This is a genomic window from Streptomyces sp. ISL-87 (genome assembly GCF_018614095.1).
Lineage (GTDB): Bacteria > Actinomycetota > Actinomycetes > Streptomycetales > Streptomycetaceae > Streptomyces.
On the sequence record NZ_JAGGOY010000028.1, the window covers coordinates 71726 to 86674 of the forward strand.

Below are 14949 nucleotides of genomic sequence, written 5' to 3' on the forward strand. Positions count from 1 at the left end.
AGCATGCCCATCGGCACCGGGCACGCAAGGGAGCGGCACGCCGACGCTCGGGCGGCCGTGAACCGGACGAAGCCGTCCGAGAGCCCGTGGGGGATCGTCGACCTTCGCGGTCATGCCGAGTCGGACATAAGCCTGTCCTACCCGCACGATGCTGTCGTCATCGTCGCCGGGCTTCCGGGCAGCGGGAAAAGCACCCTGTTGCACAGGTGGTCCCCGGCCGCCGCCATAGTCGACCCGCGTACCACCCGCACCGCCTGTGAGGCGCTGATGCCTTCCTGGCTTCCCTACGCCGTGTACCGGCCGTGGGCACGGCTGAGGCACATGCGCTGGATGCGAGCGGAAATGCGGCGCACGCGTCCGCTGCTCATCCATGACTGCGGCAGCAGGGCCTGGATGCGCCGGTGGCTCGCCCACAACGCCCGTCGTGCCGCGCGGCCCCTGCACATGGTGGTAATCGACGTTGGCCCCCGAGAGGCACTGTCCGGCCAACACGCCCGCAGGCGGCTGACCTCGCGCCGCGTGTTCTCCACCCATCAACGGGGCTTGGCGAGAATGCTGTCCGGTCTCGAACAGGACGGTCTGCCCACGAGCATGGGTCTGAGCTCCGTGGTCCTGCTCGACCGTGCCTCGCGAGAGCGCGCCACGCGGGTGCGATTCAGCCGCGGGCCCTCCAGCGCTGCCGGCAACTGACGTACCACGTAGGTGTGGTGGGACCGGCAGCCCCGCTACCGCGTCGTGGCTGCCGGACCGGCAGGAGATCCGGGTGCGGCCCGTGTCCGGGACCTGCATGCGGACCGCATACGTGCCAGCAGGGGTAGGGGCGTACAAGGGCTACTCATCCCTACCCCCAACTGTGCGCACGGAGCTCCGTCCAGACCTTCCAGCGAGGCCTGCCCGTACTGGTGGCTACGCCTGCTCGCCGCGCCGCGAAGAGCGGCGGATCGCGAAGGTGATCGCGACGACGACCAGGAGAACGATCAGGAGGAAGACGATGACAGCGGCGAAGCCAAACTTCTTGAAGAAGCCACCCTTTTTCTTCTTCTTCTCGCCCTTCTTCTTCGAATCAGAGACGGCGTTCGCGGCCGCGAGCGGGCGAGTGTCCGTGACCGGCGCCGCCACGCTGAGAGATCCGGCCTGAGCCGCCGCGCCGACTGCATGGGTGCTGACGGTTGTTGCCTGCGCAGTCGTCTGGGGGCCCATGAGCAGACCCGCCAGCACGAGAGCCGAGACGGCTCCCACTATTCTGCCTGTCTTCATTCCTTCTCCTGTCGTCAATGGTCTGGCGGAGCGCTTCGCGACCGACCAGATCCTGTTGGACCGTACCCCCGGATACCCCGCGGAGGCTTCGCCGACCCCTCGTGCTGTTCGGCGGCCCGCCCGGCGTAGGTAAGACCATGTCGACTGTCGCACTCGCCCGGTACCGCCCAAACTTCCTGGTCAGCACCCGCGAGGAGGTCCTCACCGCGGGCGACTACCCCGGCGGCCCGCTGTACGCGCGCTACCGTGGCGCTGCGGGCTCAGCGCCGTCGCCCGTGATGCGGCGCCGGACCTGATCCTCCTGGGCGAGACGCCGCAGCAGCTCGAACACCGGCGCGCAGATCGCGAAGACGATGACCGCCCGCTCGGCCAGGGCCACCGGGTCGTCGAGGCCGGCCGCGCGCTCCAGGTCCAGCCGGGCCACCGACTCGGCCAGCCTCGCGTAGGCGGCGAGCTCGCCCGGGGCGTACTCCGCGTCCAGCCGCCGTAGTTCCTTCAGGGCCGCCGTCAGCCCCTTTACATGCGGTGAGGTGCCGGGCGCCTGCCAGTCCAGGGCCGCGAGCAACTCCGCCACCTCGGCCCCAGCAGCCGCGTCGGCCGCGTCGGCCTCGGCCTCCTCCTCGGGGCCCGCGGCGCGCTGGGCCGCCACCGGCACCGGAAGGGCGTAGCTGACAGCTCCGAGGGCGCCCTCGGAGCTGTCGGCCTGGTCGACGGCCCCGAGCACGTCACGGGTGGCGGCGATGGACAGGCCGCCGAGCGTGGTCAGCGCCTTGATCAGCCGCAGCCGCTCCGCGTGCTCCTCCCCGTACTCGGCCAGGGTCGCGGCGGTCGCCCGCCCTGCGGGCAACAGACCCTGCCGCCGGAAGTACTTGATGCTGGCGACCGGCACGCCGGTCCGCCGGCTGAGCTCCGAGATCTTCATACGGCTTCCCTGCTGGTCATGCGGTCAGGTATCCGTCATCGGCGATTGGACACCACAACAAGATACTGCCACTATCCAGTAGTAGCTGGATACCTTCAGTATCCAGTCAAGGAACGCAGCCGCCGCACCGGAGAATCGATGCCTCACCCCACGCCCCCCTCCGTGCTCCGCCGACCCCAGCTGTGGATCGGAACCGGACTCATCGCCGCAGTGGTCTCGATGCTGTTCGCCCTGCTCTACGTCGGTGGCAACGTCAACCCCAGGGGCAACCTGCGCGACCTGCCCGTGGCCCTGGTCAACACCGACAGCGGCGCCGACGTCAACGGCCGCCGCGTCAACCTGGGCGAGCAGGTCGTCTCGGGCATCCAGAAGGCCGCCAAGGGCGCCAAGAGCATCGACTGGCAGATCGTCAGCCGCGAGGAGGCCGACAAGCGGCTGGGCCGGGGCAAGGTCTTCGGCGCCCTCGTCATCCCCAAGGACTTCACCACCACGGTGAACGGGCTCGCCGCCCCGCAGCCCGCACCCCAGGGCAAGGCCGCCCCGCCGACCCTGACCGTGCTGACCAACCAGGCCGCCGGCAGCATCGGCTCCTCCATGTCCTCCCAGGCCGCCCAGAAGGCCGCCCACGCCGCATCCGCCCAGCTCGGCCAGGAACTCCTGAAGCGGGCCGACGCCCAGAAGACCCCGCTCCCGCCGGCCGCCCAGCTCAAGCTGGCCGACCCGGTGACCGTGAACGTCGCCGACGGCCACCCCGTCGGATCCCGCAGCGCCATGGGTCTGAGCGCCTTCTACTACGCGCTGGTCCTGGTCGTCTGCGGCATGCTCGGCGCCAACGTGGTCAACTCCCAGGTCGATACCGCGCTCGGCTACCTGCACACCGACTTCGGCCCCTTCCGCAAGCGCGAACCCGTCCAGCACACCAGCCGCGTACGCACCCTGGCCATCGGCATGGCGCTCATGCTCGGCCTGTCACTGGTCATGGGTACCCTGGTCGAGGTCGCCACGGTCGGCATCCTCGACATGGATGCCTCTCACCTCGGCCTGCTGTGGCTCTACTCGGTCGCCACCATCGCGGTCGTCGGCATCGGGAGCCTGGCCCTGTTCGCCGCATTCGGCACCCCCGGCATGCTGCTGGCCACCATCGTCTTCGTCGCGATGGCCGTCCCCTCCTCCGGCGCCACCGTGCCCGTTCAGGCGCTGCCCGGGTTCTTCCGCGCCCTGGCCGAGTTCGAGCCGCTTCGGCAGATCACCGAGGGCCTGCGCTCCCTGCTCTACTACGGAGCCCAGGCCGACGCGGGCCTGACCCGGGCGTGGGCCTCGATGGGTGTCGCCCTCGTCGCCGCGCTGGTCTTCGGCTTCGCCGTCACCCGCCTCTACGACCGCCGGGGGCTGCACCGCATCCCACGGCCCGATACCGAGACCGGGACCGCGGCCCCCGCCGAGACCCCTGAGCCCCCCGCGTCTCCGGAGGCCGCAGCGCCCGCCACGGCCTGAGACGGCCGCCACGCCCGGATGCTGAACGGACCGCGGTCCCCGTATCCCCTTCACGGGGCGACGGGGACCGCGGTCCGTTTCCCCTTCAGCTTCCCCTTCAGCTTCCCCTTCAGCTTCCCCTCCAGCGCCGCGCCGGGCGGGGCCGCGCAGATGGCGCGGTACGGTCGCCACGGGCTCGGCGCGCAGGGGAGCTGTCAGTGCCCGCCGCTGAAGTTCCACGCTTCGATGTCGCGGTAGTGGATCGGTCCCGGGCCACGGCCGACGTTGCTGCCGACCAAGTGCAGGCGTTCGGCGTGCCATCGGCGACCGCTGAACGCAGCGAGTTCGGTGGCCGCTTTCACCACGCTGGAGGGATCGTCGCGGCGGGATCGGGCCAGCGTCAGATGGGGGCGCAGCGGCCGCTCCTCAAAGGGGACACCGCATTCCTTGACCACGCGGCGGACCTCGGCGGTGAGCAGGTGCAGCCCTTCGAGGTCCCCCTCGATCCCGGTCCACAGCACCCGCTCGTCGAAGTGCCCGCCGCCGCGCAGTGCCAGCTGGAGGGGCCGGCGTGTTGCCACGAGATCCGCGAGCGGCGGCCGAAGGAGTGGAACGGTTGCCACGGGGAGCTCGCCGAGGAACGCCAGGGTGATGTGCCAGTCCTCGATGCGGTTCCACCGCATGCGCGGGTACGCGTCATAGGCGGGCCGCAGCGCCGGCGCCAGCTCTTCCTTCGCGTCGTCGGGCGGGGCAAGCGCTATGAACACGCGGATGGTCGAGGCCTGAATCTGTTCGTTCACGAAGGCCTTAGTACACCACCGGTTGCCGGGACGGTTACAGGCCCCACCTGCATGCGCGCCAGGCGCCCCGGCTGCGTCGGCCGAGCTCACGCTCGCGGTCGGCCGCCAGATCTTTCCGCCGCCGGGCCGGGGCGGGAAGGCCGTCGTCCGCTGACGCGCCGGCCCGGGTGGTCGTCGTCGTGGCTGTCGATCAGGGCCAGGCCGGCCCAGCCGCGGGAGACGAGTACGCGGCGGCCCTGCGCGCGGGCCGCCGCCTCCCCGTCCACCCGGGCGACGTCCCGCGAGGCACGCATCGGCAGGCTGCCGAAGCCCAGCTGGGCGTTCCTCCGGCCGACGTCAGGAGCTCGTGAGGATGACGAGCTGCTGGGTCGCACGGGTCATCGCGACATAGCGGTCGACCGCTCCTTCGACGCCCTTGCCGAACTCCTCGGGGTCGATGAGGACGACCAGGTCGAACTCGAGCCCCTTCGACAGCTCCGGGGTCAGCGACCGGACGCGGGACGTCGCCCGGAATCCGCCAACTCCGGTGTCACCAGTGCTGATGACGCAGGCGATCCCGTCGTCATGTGAGGCGAGCCAGGTGTCGAGGACCGAGCTCAGATCCGACGCGGATCCGTGTACGACGGGGACGCCGCTGCTGCGGATGGAAGTCGGCACGTTGGCGTCCGGGAGCACGGCCCGGATGACCGGCTCGGCTTCCGCCATGACCTCTTCCGGGGTCCGGTAGTTGATGCTCAGGGAGGCCAGGTTGATCCGGTCGAGCCCGATCCGCTCGAGCCGTTCCTGCCAGGACTCCGCGAACCCGTCCCTCGCCTGGGCGCGATCCCCGACGATGGTGAAGCTCCGGGACGGACACCGGAGCAGCAGCATCTGCCACTCCGCGTCGGTGAGTTCCTGAGCCTCGTCCACGACGATGTGGGCGAACGGGCCGGCGAGCCGGTCCGGGTCGGCGCTGGGCAAAGCGGTCCCGTCGATCAGGCTGTCCTGCAGGTCCTGCCCGCGCAGCATCGTCACCGCACCCTCGCCATCGTCATCGGCCTTGAGCAGGTCGTCGATGACGTCGGCCATGCGCGCGCGTTCGGCGGCGACAGCGGCGTTGTGCCGACGCTTTCGTCGTGCGGCCTCCGGGTCGCCGAGCCGCTGCCGTGCTGCGTCCAGGAGCGGCAGGTCGGACACCGTCCAGGCCTGAGCGTCCTTCCGCTGCAGCTTCGAGACGTCATCGCGGCTGAGCCAGGGAGCGCACATCCGTAGGTAGGCGGGTACCGACCACAGGTCTCCGACGAGGTCGGCGGCTTCGAGCATCGGCCACGCGCGGTTGAGGGTCGTGAGCAGATCCGTGTTCTGCCGCAGCGATCGTCGGAACAGCTCAGGCGGGACGTCGTCCCCGCCGTTCTTGTCCAGCAGGATCGTGACCAGCTCCTCCCAGATCTGTTCGCGCGCTTCGTTGTGCGGAGTACCTGGTTCTGCCGCTTCGAACGCCTCGGCCCAATCGTCGGCGCTCAGCCAGATGTCGTCCCAGTGGGTCGATACCGTCATTCCTTCGGTGGGTGGCTCCTCGTAGAACCTGACGGCCGTCTCGACCGCCTTCACCATGTCCGCCGACGACTTCAGCAGGGCCACGCCCCGGTCGGTCTCGATCGCCGCTGTGGCTCCCTCGGCAACGAGGTCCCGCAGGATGCAGGTCTGCACCCCCTCCTCTCCGAGGCTGGGGAGGACGTCGGCGACGTAGGCCAGGTAGGGCCGGTGCGGACCCACGAACAGCACGCCGCCCCGACGGTGACCCAGGCGAGGATCGGAGTAGAGGAGGTGGGCGGAGCGGTGCAGAGCGACGACGGTCTTTCCCGTACCCGGACCGCCGTCGACGACGAGAGCGCCGCGGGACCCCGCGCGGATGATGGCGTCCTGGTCGGCCTGGATGGTGCCGAGTACGTCTCGCATCCGGGACGACCGGTTGCTGCCCAGACTGGCGATGAAAGCGGACTGGTCGTCGAGCGCGGCGTGCCCTTCAAACCCGTCCGCGGTGAATACCTCGTCCCAGTAGTCGCTGATCCGGCCACGCGTCCAACGATATCTGCGGCGGCTTGCCAGACCCATCGGGTTGGCGTGGGTTGCGGCGAAGAACGGCTCGGCCGCGGGGGAGCGCCAGTCGATCAGCAGCCGACGGCCCGCGCCGTCGGTGAGGCCAAGTCGTCCGATGTACACGGGCTCGGGGTTGTCCGCGCTGACGATGCGTCCCAGGCACAGGTCCAAACCGAAGCGACTCAGGGCGCGCAGGCGAGCGGTCAGCCGGTGGATCTCCACGTCCCGGTCCATGGCCTCCCGGCCTTTGCCGCCGGGCGCCTTGCGCAAGTTGTCGAGCCGGTCGGACAGTTCGGCGATCGACTGCTCAAGGCTCTCCGCGATGGCCGCGAAGTGCTGCTCGTCGCCCGCGATCAGCGTCGGGTCGGCCTTGGAGGAGAGGCGGTCTGGAAGGTCGAACGCCTCAGTGGTCAGGAGGTTCATGTCATCGGCTCCCTTCTGGCATGGCTCCGGCGCAGTCCGGCGGCGTACACACCGTCGGCGTACACACCCGCACCTCGGCGCCCGGTGCCCACAACCGCAGGGGAGGTTCCACCACCGGCGTGATGTCACCGCACCACCCATAGACCGACCACAACAAACGCACTTGGTGAATCTCCCATTTCTGCAGGTTCTGGGCCTAGGCCTGCGATTTTGCGGCATGCCCGGGGCCTTGCCGCAAGCCCCCCGGTGCGCTATAAGTTGAGAGTGGCAAGGGATGGGTACTCTCCCTTGTGTCCATCGTCCGCTTGGACGGACACCCTCCTCGCGAAGCCGCGGCACGCGGCGTACGGCGGTACCGCCGGCCCAGGAGGATCTCCCATGCGCCGCAGGAACTCGGCCCCGGCTCGGGCCTGACCTGCTGGCGACGCCTGGCCGAGCCGAGTGCACCGAGGCTGGAGTGACCGCGGTGGCGCCGTGCCCGCCATGCAGCAGCGACAGCACACCGATCGCCCCCCTCCGGATCCGGGCCGGCCCTGGCCTGCCCCGCGGCAAGTTGTGCTTCGGCCACGTCGCCGGCGGCGACAGCACGCACCTTCGACCCGGCTTTGAGGATCTGGCGGAGTGCTTCTCCACCCTGGCACCGCCGTCGCACTCGGCCGTGTCCTCGGTGGATCCCTGGCGCTGGGAACGGGCGTGCACGCGACTGGTCACCGTGGTGGCTGACCGCACCCAGGCCGAGAGCGGCTGGTACAGCCACTGCAAGCATGTCCTCGAATGGTTCCTCGCCTACAACGGCATCGAGGAGGAACGAGCCCGGGAGATCGTGGAGAGCGCGGTCGGCGGCCGGTTCGGCAGCTGGATCGAACCGGACGTCGCCGTGGTCGACGTGGTGAGCTCGCGGTTCGCCCGGACCGTGGGCGGAAACCGATGACCCCCGGGCCCGACCACCAGAAGGACGCCCTCGCTGGTGCAACCGCTGCAGGCCACCCGCTGGGCCGATGACACCGAGGGCGCAACCGACTTGGCGGTGCTGCTCGGAATCCTGATCACCGCAGCAGAGCGCCGCCTGTCCATCGGGAGGCAGCCCTCCGGCGGATGCGGTCACTGGTGGCACAGGCTGTCCGTCGCTGACTGATTGCTGTCGACCGGAAACGCAGACGGACGGGATTGATTCCCACCTGCGAAGGCCCGTGGCCGGACTGTCAGTGGGACCGTTGGCCGGATTGTCAGTGGGGCCGTGCATGATCGGACTCATGACGAACGGCTCCATCGACGCTCTGCGTTCCCTCGCCCTCGAACACCTGTCGCCCGACATGGGCGAGCAGTGGCTCGCTCTCTTGCGCCCGGGGGCGCGCCTTGCCGTGGCGGGCGACTCGGACTACGTGGTTGGCCGGCTCGGTGGCCTGCCGATGTTGCCGGTCGATACGGAATGGCCGGTGTGGGAGGGGCATGGTCCGCTGTCGTTCATCGCGTCGTTCGATTGCGCGGCACTGCCCGTCGGCGCCCTGGACATCGCCCTGCCGGATGCGGGCACGTTGTTGTTCTTCTACTTCGACGGCCAAGTGGACGACGGCGACGCTCTCGTGCTGCCCGAGGACCATGAGAGTTGGGCCGGTGCCCGGGTGCTCTACGTACAGCCCGGGCTGGAGGTGTCCGCCCGGGACGTGCCTGAGGGCCTTGAGGCGTACCCGTCGGTGCCGCTGACCGCGCGGGTGGAGATGACGGCGGCGGAGGCGTGGCATCCGCGGATCCGCGACGCCTTCGCGCCGGATGCCCCGCTGGGACAGCGGTACGACCACCCGGTCTGTTCTCAGGACTTCCTTGATGCCCTGTGGGAGTTCGGTGGTGAGGTGGGCCACCAGATAGGCGGGCATGCCCAGCCGGTGCAGAACCCGGTGGAGATCGAGGTCGCCGTTGCGGTCTTGGACCGTGAGGTGTCTTGGGAGGACCCCCGTCTTTCCGACGAGGTGGGCGGCTGGGTACTGCTGGCCCAGATCGACAGCGAGAACGCTGCGGACATGATGTGGGGAGACTGCGGTGCCCTGTACTGGCTGATACGGCCGCAGGACCTGGCAGAGCGGCGCTTCGACCGAGCCATGTTCACCTGGCAGTGCGGCTGATGACAACCGCACCCCCAGCACTGGCCGTTCAGACGCGCTGTGTCTGCCGACCGAGACGGCCGCGGGGACGGCCGCGGCGGTGGTGGCCAACCTCGGACACTGCCTGACAGCCGGAAACCCCGGGCTGCCGGTGACCGGCACCGGCAGCCCGCGGCCCATGTACGCCTCGGTGCGGACTACGGCAGCGGGTAGCCGCCGGCGCCCGCGTACACCGAGTCACCGACCGGGCGTTCCTGTTCGGTGCCGTCCGAAGGGTGGTTGACGACGGCGTTCTGCCACACCAGCGTGGTGGAACCGCCGCCGTCCATGTTGAGGGCGTCCACCGCTCCGAGGTCCTTCAGGAGCGTGGCCAGCTCCAGCCGGGTGGCGCCCTTGCTGACTTCGGTGTGCCTGCCGTCGACCGTCACCAGGAGGGTGCGGCCGTACCCGTCGGTGCCGACCGCCGTACGGGGCGCCGCGTCGGGGACGTACGGGGAGCCGTCGGCGTTCGTCGGCTGCGTGTAGGCGATCACGCCGTCCCGCATCAGCAGGTCCCCGCCCGCCGTGACGTACATCGAGGGGTCGAGAGCCACCGTGTCACCGAACCGGGTGTCGGTCACGGTCTCGGGGAGCTCCAGCTCGGTGCCGGCCGACGCGTTGGCGCGCAGCCAGCTCGCGCCCTCGCCGATGCCCTGGAGGATCCGGCCGCCAGACGGCACGGTGCGCCCGCCCCGGTTGCCGCTCCGGCAGGTGGAGGCGGCGACGGGGGCCGAGTCGTAGCAGGCGGTGACCTTGTCGTGTGTGTCGAGCACGACCTCGATGCCCTCGTCCGTGCTGATCACTCCCTCCCCGCTCGGGGCGTCGGGGTCGTTGGAGGTGGTGACGAACGAGGTGGTCGGCGTGGACGCGCCGTACTCCGGCGTGAAGGAGACGATCTCGGAGGTGTCCCAGCAGACGCCGTTGCCGTCGATGGTCTCGCCCGAATCCCGGCCCTCGCAGTGGGCGATGCGCCCGGGCAGCCGGTTGATGCCGTCCAACTGACGTGCGGCGACGGTCGAGTTCTTCGGCTTGACCGTCAGAGCGGTGCTCAGCTCGGTGATGTAGGCGCGGCCGTGCTGGAGCACCAGCGCGGAGCCGACCGGCTTGCTGCCCTTGCCCTTGACCGCCTCGCTGACCAGCTTGCCGCCGCGCACCAGGATGCCGCTCACGTCACCGTCGTAGGTGTTGTCCGAGGGGTTCTTGACGTTTCCGTCGAAGAAGGAGCCGTTGACGCCGGCCCGGGGCTGGCGCACCGCGTTGACGGACACGGCCTGCAACATCGAGGAGGTGGTCTGGGAGGTGGACAGTCCGCTGCCGAAGGTGCCCTTGAGGGTCAGGGGTGCCTTGTCCGGGTCGATCACCACTACGTTGACGTTCCACGGTCCGGTGCCGCCCGAGTACGTGGTGCGGGTGACGCCCGGGACACTGGTGTCGACCGTCTTCGTGGAGCCGGACTCCAACAGGGCCAGGGTCAGGCCCGTCTCCGCGGCGGCCACGCCCGGGACGGAGTAGGGGGTGGCCATGACCGAGGCGGCCATGACGAGCGCCACGGCGCTTCTCTTGACGGTGCGCTGCATGCTGCTATTCACGGTCGATTCCTCGGTGGTCAGCACTGGCTCGTCCCGGTGACCAGCTTGTGGGAGGTGAAACCGGCCGCGAACGGCTGCGGGATGACCGTGCTGTCCGACCTGAGCACCACGTACTTGCCGTAGGTCTTGCCGCCGTCGCTCCACGAGCCCGTGAAATTGGCGTCGCGGTAGAAGCAGGCGTGCTTGTCGGTGTAGTTGGCGACCGAGACCACCCGCTCGTTCCACGCCTCGTTGTACACGGCGATGTCGTTCTGCGTCGCGGTCATCGCGCCGCGACCGCCGGGCTCGGTGAACAGGCAGAGGTAGCCGTTGCCGCACCGCTCGAAGCCGGTGAAGCAGCCCGCCTTGGACTTGGCCATCTTGTGGGAGGTGACCTGGTCGTTCAGGTTCGTGCTGGTGTCGGCCAGATTGCCGCGGTAGCCAGGGCGCAGCGCCTGCACAGTGCCGCCGTAGTAGCCGTCCCGGTAGACGCAGGACCAGTACGGGGAGTTGTTGTGCACCGAGGTGACCTTGTCGTCCCACTCGGCGGAGTAGAGCTGGACCGGAGCATCCGGGCCGAAGGACAGCGTCGTGCCCTGGCCGTCGGCGTCGGTGTAGACGCAGAAACGGCCGGTGTCACAGCCCTGCCATTCGGCGGCACTGGCCCGGGAGATGGCCAGCGAGGAGAGCACGAGCGTCACGAGCGAGATGCCCATGACGGCCCATGCCAGAGAGCGTTTCATCGAAAGAACCCCAAAAAATCGCGTGCCAGTTCGACTGACGAGATGGCGTGATCATATCGATCACCGCGGGCGGCCCAGCAGCCCTCGGCCCAGGTGCGCAGGCAGGCGCTCCGTCGACGCCCAGGACCATGCCCGCGGACCAAGTGGCCGTCGGGGACGCGAGGTAGAGGACGACGAAGGCGATCTCAGCCGATTCCGCGACCCGCCCGAGAGGGCTCTGCGAAGCGGTGCATCGCAGCCATAGGGGAGCGGCCGGTCGGCATGACCGGGAAGCGGCTGACCACGCCGGGGTTCGCGCCGTTGGGGTGCCTACCCACGGGCCTGGCCGGCCGGGCATCGCGCCGATGTTCCCGGCGGGTCAAGGTGTAAGGGGCGCGAGCACCTGGTTGTGGGTGTGCTGGTAGATCACAGAGGTACGGAATCCGACGACTTCGCGGCGCTCGGTGAACTTGTCCATGAGGAAGCCATGGAGGTAGTCCACGCTGGGCACGGAGACGTGCACGATCACGTCGTCGTCGCCGCCGGTGACGACGTAGACCGTGCTTACCTCGGGCAGGGCGGCGGCATAGGTCTTGAACGCCTGCACCTCGACGTCGCAGTCGACGAAATCGACCAGGGCATCGCCCAGGTCATCGCCCTCGGCGGCCGGTTCACCGGCGAACGGCACGACTACGACGAGGGCGTGGTCGTCGTGATGGCCGATCCCGAAGGGCACGAATTCTGCCTGGTCCAGTACTACTGACCCGCCGCCAGGCCGCGCGCGGGCCGCGGCGTCGTCATCCTTTGCCAATCGGTCGACCCATCACCAGCGCAGGCCACGTAGGTTCGCGGCATCCAATGATCTTGTCGAAGGCGGCTGGTGGATCTTGCGCCGGCCGGTAGGGGAAGTGCGTCGTGAGCCTGATCAACCTGATGAACACCGCAGCAGACCTCCCGGAAGGGTGGCGCTCCCTCGTGCTGGGGGAGGTGGGTACCGCTTGTGTGAAGGTGCTGAGGATGGACGAAATGCCTGTCGGGGCGGAGAGGCACGAGGCCCCCGAGGCCCTTCTCGTCCTTGAGGGGCAGCTCCAACTCGACGTCAGCGGCCGACCCGTCTCGGTAGGGACGGGCGAGCTCTACATGGTTCCGGCAGGGACAACCCATGCGGTTCGCCCCGGAAGCCGGGGCACCCTCGTGATCGTGGAACTCCGAGAAGATGCCGCCTCGGCCTGACCGCTCACGAGCGCCCGGACAGACCCGACGGCTGTGTGGCGAAGCAGTCCGGGCAACGCCGGAGTCTGCCCGGCGCATGAAGCCGACGGGCGGGCGCCTCGCCGGCCCCGGTCCCGGCCCCGCATACCCTGGTCCCCGTGCCGCCCTCCCGCCTCCATCGCGTCGCCGTCCTCGTCCTCGAGGGCGCGAAGCCCCTCGACGTCGGCATCCCCGCGCAGGTGTTCACGACCCGCGCGAGCATGCCGTACGAGGTGCGGGTGTGCGGCGCGGCGCCCGGCCTCGTGACCGGCGGCGACGGCCTGTCGTACCACGTGACCCACGGGCTCGAGGCGCTCGCGTGGGCCGACATCGTCTTCGTCCCCGGCTACCGCTTCCCGGACCGCGACGACCCGCCGCGGGCCGTCATCGAGGCGCTCATCGCCGCCCACGAGCGGGGCGCGCGGCTCGCCGCCATCTCCACGGGCGCGTTCGCACTCGCCGCCACGGGCCTGCTCGACGGCAAGCGCGCCACGACCCACTGGCACTACGCACGGGCGTTCATGGCGAGGCATCCGCTCGTCCGGCTCGACGAGAACGTCCTGTTCGTCGACGAGGGCAGCGTGCTGACGTCGGCAGGCGCCGCCTCGGGCATCGACCTGTGCCTGCACATCCTGCGCGGCGACCTCGGCGTGGCCGCCTCGAACCACGCGGCCCGGCGCCTGGTCGCAGCCCCGTACCGCAGCGGCGGCCAGGCGCAGTACGTGCCGCGCAGCGTGCCCGAGCCGCTCGGCGAGCGGTTCGCCGCCACCCGCGAGTGGGCGCTGCACCGGCTGGGCGAGCCCCTCACGCTCGACGCGCTCGCCCAGCACGCGGGGGTCTCGCCCCGCACGTTCTCGCGACGCTTCGCCGAGGACACCGGGTACACACCGATGCAGTGGGTCATGCGCGCCCGGATCGACGTGGCCCGCGAGTTGCTGGAGCGTTCGGAGCGGAGTGTCGAACAGATCGCCGACGATGTCGGTCTCGGCACCGGGGCGAACCTGCGGCTGCACTTCCACCGCATCCTCGGCACCACCCCGACCGAGTACAGGCGCACCTTTACCCGGGGCGAATAGCCCGCCATAACCTTCCATCGCCCGCCATCGCCCGCCATCGCCCGCCATCGCCCGCCACTGAGTGGCGAGATCCTTGCGAACCATGGCGATCTCGCCGCTGTCGCGGGCGTGCGCCGGGCGCGAACCTGATGACGAACGAAAGGGACATCGCTCATGACTCGCATCGCCATCAACGGATTCGGCCGCATCGGACGCAACGTGCTCCGCGCGCTCCTCGAACGCGACAGCGACCTCGAAGTCGTCGCCGTCAACGACCTCACCGAGCCCGCCACCCTCGCGCGGCTGCTCGCCTACGACACCACGGCCGGCCGTCTCGGCCGCCCGGTGACCGTCGACGGGAACGTCCTCGTCGTCGACGGCCGCCGCATCGCGGTGCTCGCCGAGCGGGAACCGCAGCAGCTGCCGTGGGGCGAGCTCGGCGTCGACATCGTGCTCGAGGCGACCGGCCGCTTCACCTCGGCCGAGGCAGCCCGCGGCCACCTCAAGGCGGGCGCGCGGAAGGTACTCGTCAGCGCGCCGTCGGATGGCGCCGACGTCACGCTCGCGTACGGGGTCAACACCGACGCCTACGACCCGGCCCTGCACACGATCGTCTCGAACGCCTCGTGCACGACCAACGCGCTCGCCCCGCTGGCGGCCGTACTGGACGACCTCGCCGGCATCGAGCACGGCTTCATGACCACGGTGCACGCCTACACGCAGGAGCAGAACCTGCAGGACGGCCCGCACCGTGACGCCCGGCGCGCCCGCGCGGCTGCCGTCAACATCGTGCCGACCACGACGGGCGCCGCCAAGGCGATCGGTCTCGTGCTGCCGAATCTCGAAGGCAAGCTGTCGGGCGACTCGATCCGCGTTCCGGTCCCGGTGGGCTCGATCGTCGAACTCAACACCACCGTCGCCCGCGACGTGACGCGCGAGGAGGTCCTGGAGGCCTATCGCGCCGCGGCGCAGGGACCGCTGGCCGGCGTCCTCGAGTACTCCGACGACCCGCTCGTGTCCTCCGACATCACGGGCAACCCCGCCTCGTCGATCTTCGACTCGGAGCTCACCCGCGTCGACGGCCGCCACGTCAAGGTGGTCGCCTGGTACGACAACGAGTGGGGCTTCTCGAACCGCGTGATCGATACGCTGACGCTCCTCGCCGCCGGCTGACTCAGAGGTCGTCGAACAGCCTGCGCCAGAAGTCGGCGCGCACGTCGCTGATCCCGTGGCCGGTGTCGCAGTGCAGCTTGCGGCAGTG

At 69.9% G+C, this 14949-nt stretch carries 17 protein-coding genes; 9 read left to right on the plus strand and 8 right to left on the minus strand.

The window, feature by feature from the left end:
- The first annotated feature begins 3 nt into the window (after window positions 1–3).
- Window positions 4–690, plus strand: coding sequence for an AAA family ATPase (locus J7I97_RS10435; protein WP_214933091.1), 687 nt, complete (start codon window positions 4–6; stop codon window positions 688–690).
- A 216-nt stretch (window positions 691–906) separates the two neighbouring features.
- Here the strand turns inward: J7I97_RS10435 and J7I97_RS10440 are convergent, their stop codons facing one another.
- A complete protein-coding gene (locus J7I97_RS10440; protein WP_214933093.1) occupies window positions 907–1257 on the minus strand; it encodes a hypothetical protein in 351 nt (116 codons plus the stop codon).
- 241 nt (window positions 1258–1498) lie between these two features.
- Window positions 1499–2179 (minus strand): MerR family transcriptional regulator, encoded by a 681-nt coding sequence (locus tag J7I97_RS10445; protein WP_214933094.1) that lies wholly within the window; start codon window positions 2177–2179, stop codon window positions 1499–1501.
- Between the two features lie 138 nt (window positions 2180–2317).
- On the opposite strand from J7I97_RS10445, the gene J7I97_RS10450 reads away from it, so the two are divergent.
- Complete coding sequence (locus tag J7I97_RS10450) at window positions 2318–3673, plus strand: YhgE/Pip family protein (protein ID WP_214933096.1); 1356 nt, start codon at window positions 2318–2320, stop codon at window positions 3671–3673.
- Window positions 3674–3867: 194 nt separating this feature from the next.
- On the opposite strand, the gene thpR is transcribed toward J7I97_RS10450, so the two are convergent.
- The 3 genes from thpR to helR all read right to left on the minus strand — a co-directional run bounded on the left by thpR (window position 3868) and on the right by helR (window position 6954).
- Window positions 3868–4452, minus strand: a complete 585-nt coding sequence (gene thpR / locus J7I97_RS10455) for an RNA 2',3'-cyclic phosphodiesterase (RefSeq protein ID WP_214933098.1) — start codon at window positions 4450–4452, stop codon at window positions 3868–3870.
- Between the two features lie 86 nt (window positions 4453–4538).
- Window positions 4539–4745 carry a hypothetical protein gene (locus J7I97_RS39880; protein ID WP_214933100.1) on the minus strand — a complete coding sequence of 69 codons (207 nt, stop codon included), beginning with the start codon at window positions 4743–4745 and terminating at the stop codon, window positions 4539–4541.
- A gap of 43 nt (window positions 4746–4788) precedes the next feature.
- Complete coding sequence (gene helR, locus J7I97_RS10465) at window positions 4789–6954, minus strand: RNA polymerase recycling motor ATPase HelR (protein ID WP_214933102.1); 2166 nt, start codon at window positions 6952–6954, stop codon at window positions 4789–4791.
- A gap of 715 nt (window positions 6955–7669) precedes the next feature.
- Here helR and J7I97_RS10470 point away from each other — a divergent pair.
- The 3 genes from J7I97_RS10470 to J7I97_RS10480 all read left to right on the plus strand — a co-directional run bounded on the left by J7I97_RS10470 (window position 7670) and on the right by J7I97_RS10480 (window position 9074).
- Window positions 7670–7885 (plus strand): hypothetical protein, encoded by a 216-nt coding sequence (locus tag J7I97_RS10470; RefSeq protein ID WP_251058673.1) that lies wholly within the window; start codon window positions 7670–7672, stop codon window positions 7883–7885.
- Window positions 7886–7921: 36 nt separating this feature from the next.
- A complete protein-coding gene (locus tag J7I97_RS10475) occupies window positions 7922–8089 on the plus strand; it encodes a hypothetical protein (protein WP_214933104.1) in 168 nt (55 codons plus the stop codon).
- A gap of 118 nt (window positions 8090–8207) precedes the next feature.
- On the plus strand, window positions 8208–9074 hold the full coding sequence (locus tag J7I97_RS10480; RefSeq protein ID WP_214933106.1) for a YwqG family protein: 867 nt from the start codon (window positions 8208–8210) through the stop codon (window positions 9072–9074).
- A gap of 176 nt (window positions 9075–9250) precedes the next feature.
- Here the strand turns inward: J7I97_RS10480 and J7I97_RS10485 are convergent, their stop codons facing one another.
- The 3 genes from J7I97_RS10485 to J7I97_RS10495 form a co-directional block, all read right to left on the minus strand.
- On the minus strand, window positions 9251–10681 hold the full coding sequence (locus J7I97_RS10485; protein WP_214933108.1) for a phosphodiester glycosidase family protein: 1431 nt from the start codon (window positions 10679–10681) through the stop codon (window positions 9251–9253).
- A gap of 17 nt (window positions 10682–10698) precedes the next feature.
- Entirely contained in the window at window positions 10699–11403 is a 705-nt protein-coding gene (locus tag J7I97_RS10490) for a peptidase inhibitor family I36 protein (protein WP_214933110.1), read from the minus strand.
- A 358-nt stretch (window positions 11404–11761) separates the two neighbouring features.
- Window positions 11762–12031, minus strand: coding sequence for an Lrp/AsnC ligand binding domain-containing protein (locus J7I97_RS10495; RefSeq protein ID WP_374195456.1), 270 nt, complete (start codon window positions 12029–12031; stop codon window positions 11762–11764).
- Here J7I97_RS10495 and J7I97_RS38330 point away from each other — a divergent pair.
- The 4 genes from J7I97_RS38330 to gap all read left to right on the plus strand — a co-directional run bounded on the left by J7I97_RS38330 (window position 11969) and on the right by gap (window position 14861).
- Window positions 11969–12145: a VOC family protein gene (locus J7I97_RS38330; protein ID WP_374195457.1), complete on the plus strand. Its 177-nt coding sequence runs from the start codon at window positions 11969–11971 to the stop codon at window positions 12143–12145. The two genes, J7I97_RS10495 and J7I97_RS38330, sit on opposite strands and share 63 nt — an antisense overlap.
- Window positions 12146–12399: 254 nt before the next feature.
- Window positions 12400–12615 (plus strand): cupin domain-containing protein, encoded by a 216-nt coding sequence (locus tag J7I97_RS10505; RefSeq protein WP_308363798.1) that lies wholly within the window; start codon window positions 12400–12402, stop codon window positions 12613–12615.
- A gap of 137 nt (window positions 12616–12752) precedes the next feature.
- On the plus strand, window positions 12753–13709 hold the full coding sequence (locus J7I97_RS10510) for a GlxA family transcriptional regulator (RefSeq protein ID WP_214933114.1): 957 nt from the start codon (window positions 12753–12755) through the stop codon (window positions 13707–13709).
- A gap of 153 nt (window positions 13710–13862) precedes the next feature.
- Complete coding sequence (gap, locus tag J7I97_RS10515; protein ID WP_214933116.1) at window positions 13863–14861, plus strand: type I glyceraldehyde-3-phosphate dehydrogenase; 999 nt, start codon at window positions 13863–13865, stop codon at window positions 14859–14861.
- Window positions 14862–14949 lie beyond the last annotated feature (88 nt).

Coding starts and splice junctions, on each gene's coding strand:
- J7I97_RS10435 (WP_214933091.1), top strand. CDS start 4: ATGCCCATCGGCACCGGGCACGCAAGGGAGCGGCACGCCGACGCTCGG.
- J7I97_RS10440 (WP_214933093.1), bottom strand. CDS start 1,257: ATGAAGACAGGCAGAATAGTGGGAGCCGTCTCGGCTCTCGTGCTGGCG.
- J7I97_RS10445 (WP_214933094.1), bottom strand. CDS start 2,179: ATGAAGATCTCGGAGCTCAGCCGGCGGACCGGCGTGCCGGTCGCCAGC.
- J7I97_RS10450 (WP_214933096.1), top strand. CDS start 2,318: ATGCCTCACCCCACGCCCCCCTCCGTGCTCCGCCGACCCCAGCTGTGG.
- J7I97_RS39880 (WP_214933100.1), bottom strand. CDS start 4,745: ATGCGTGCCTCGCGGGACGTCGCCCGGGTGGACGGGGAGGCGGCGGCC.
- helR (WP_214933102.1), bottom strand. CDS start 6,954: ATGAACCTCCTGACCACTGAGGCGTTCGACCTTCCAGACCGCCTCTCC.
- J7I97_RS10480 (WP_214933106.1), top strand. CDS start 8,208: ATGACGAACGGCTCCATCGACGCTCTGCGTTCCCTCGCCCTCGAACAC.
- J7I97_RS10490 (WP_214933110.1), bottom strand. CDS start 11,403: ATGAAACGCTCTCTGGCATGGGCCGTCATGGGCATCTCGCTCGTGACG.
- J7I97_RS10505 (WP_308363798.1), top strand. CDS start 12,400: ATGGACGAAATGCCTGTCGGGGCGGAGAGGCACGAGGCCCCCGAGGCC.
- gap (WP_214933116.1), top strand. CDS start 13,863: ATGACTCGCATCGCCATCAACGGATTCGGCCGCATCGGACGCAACGTG.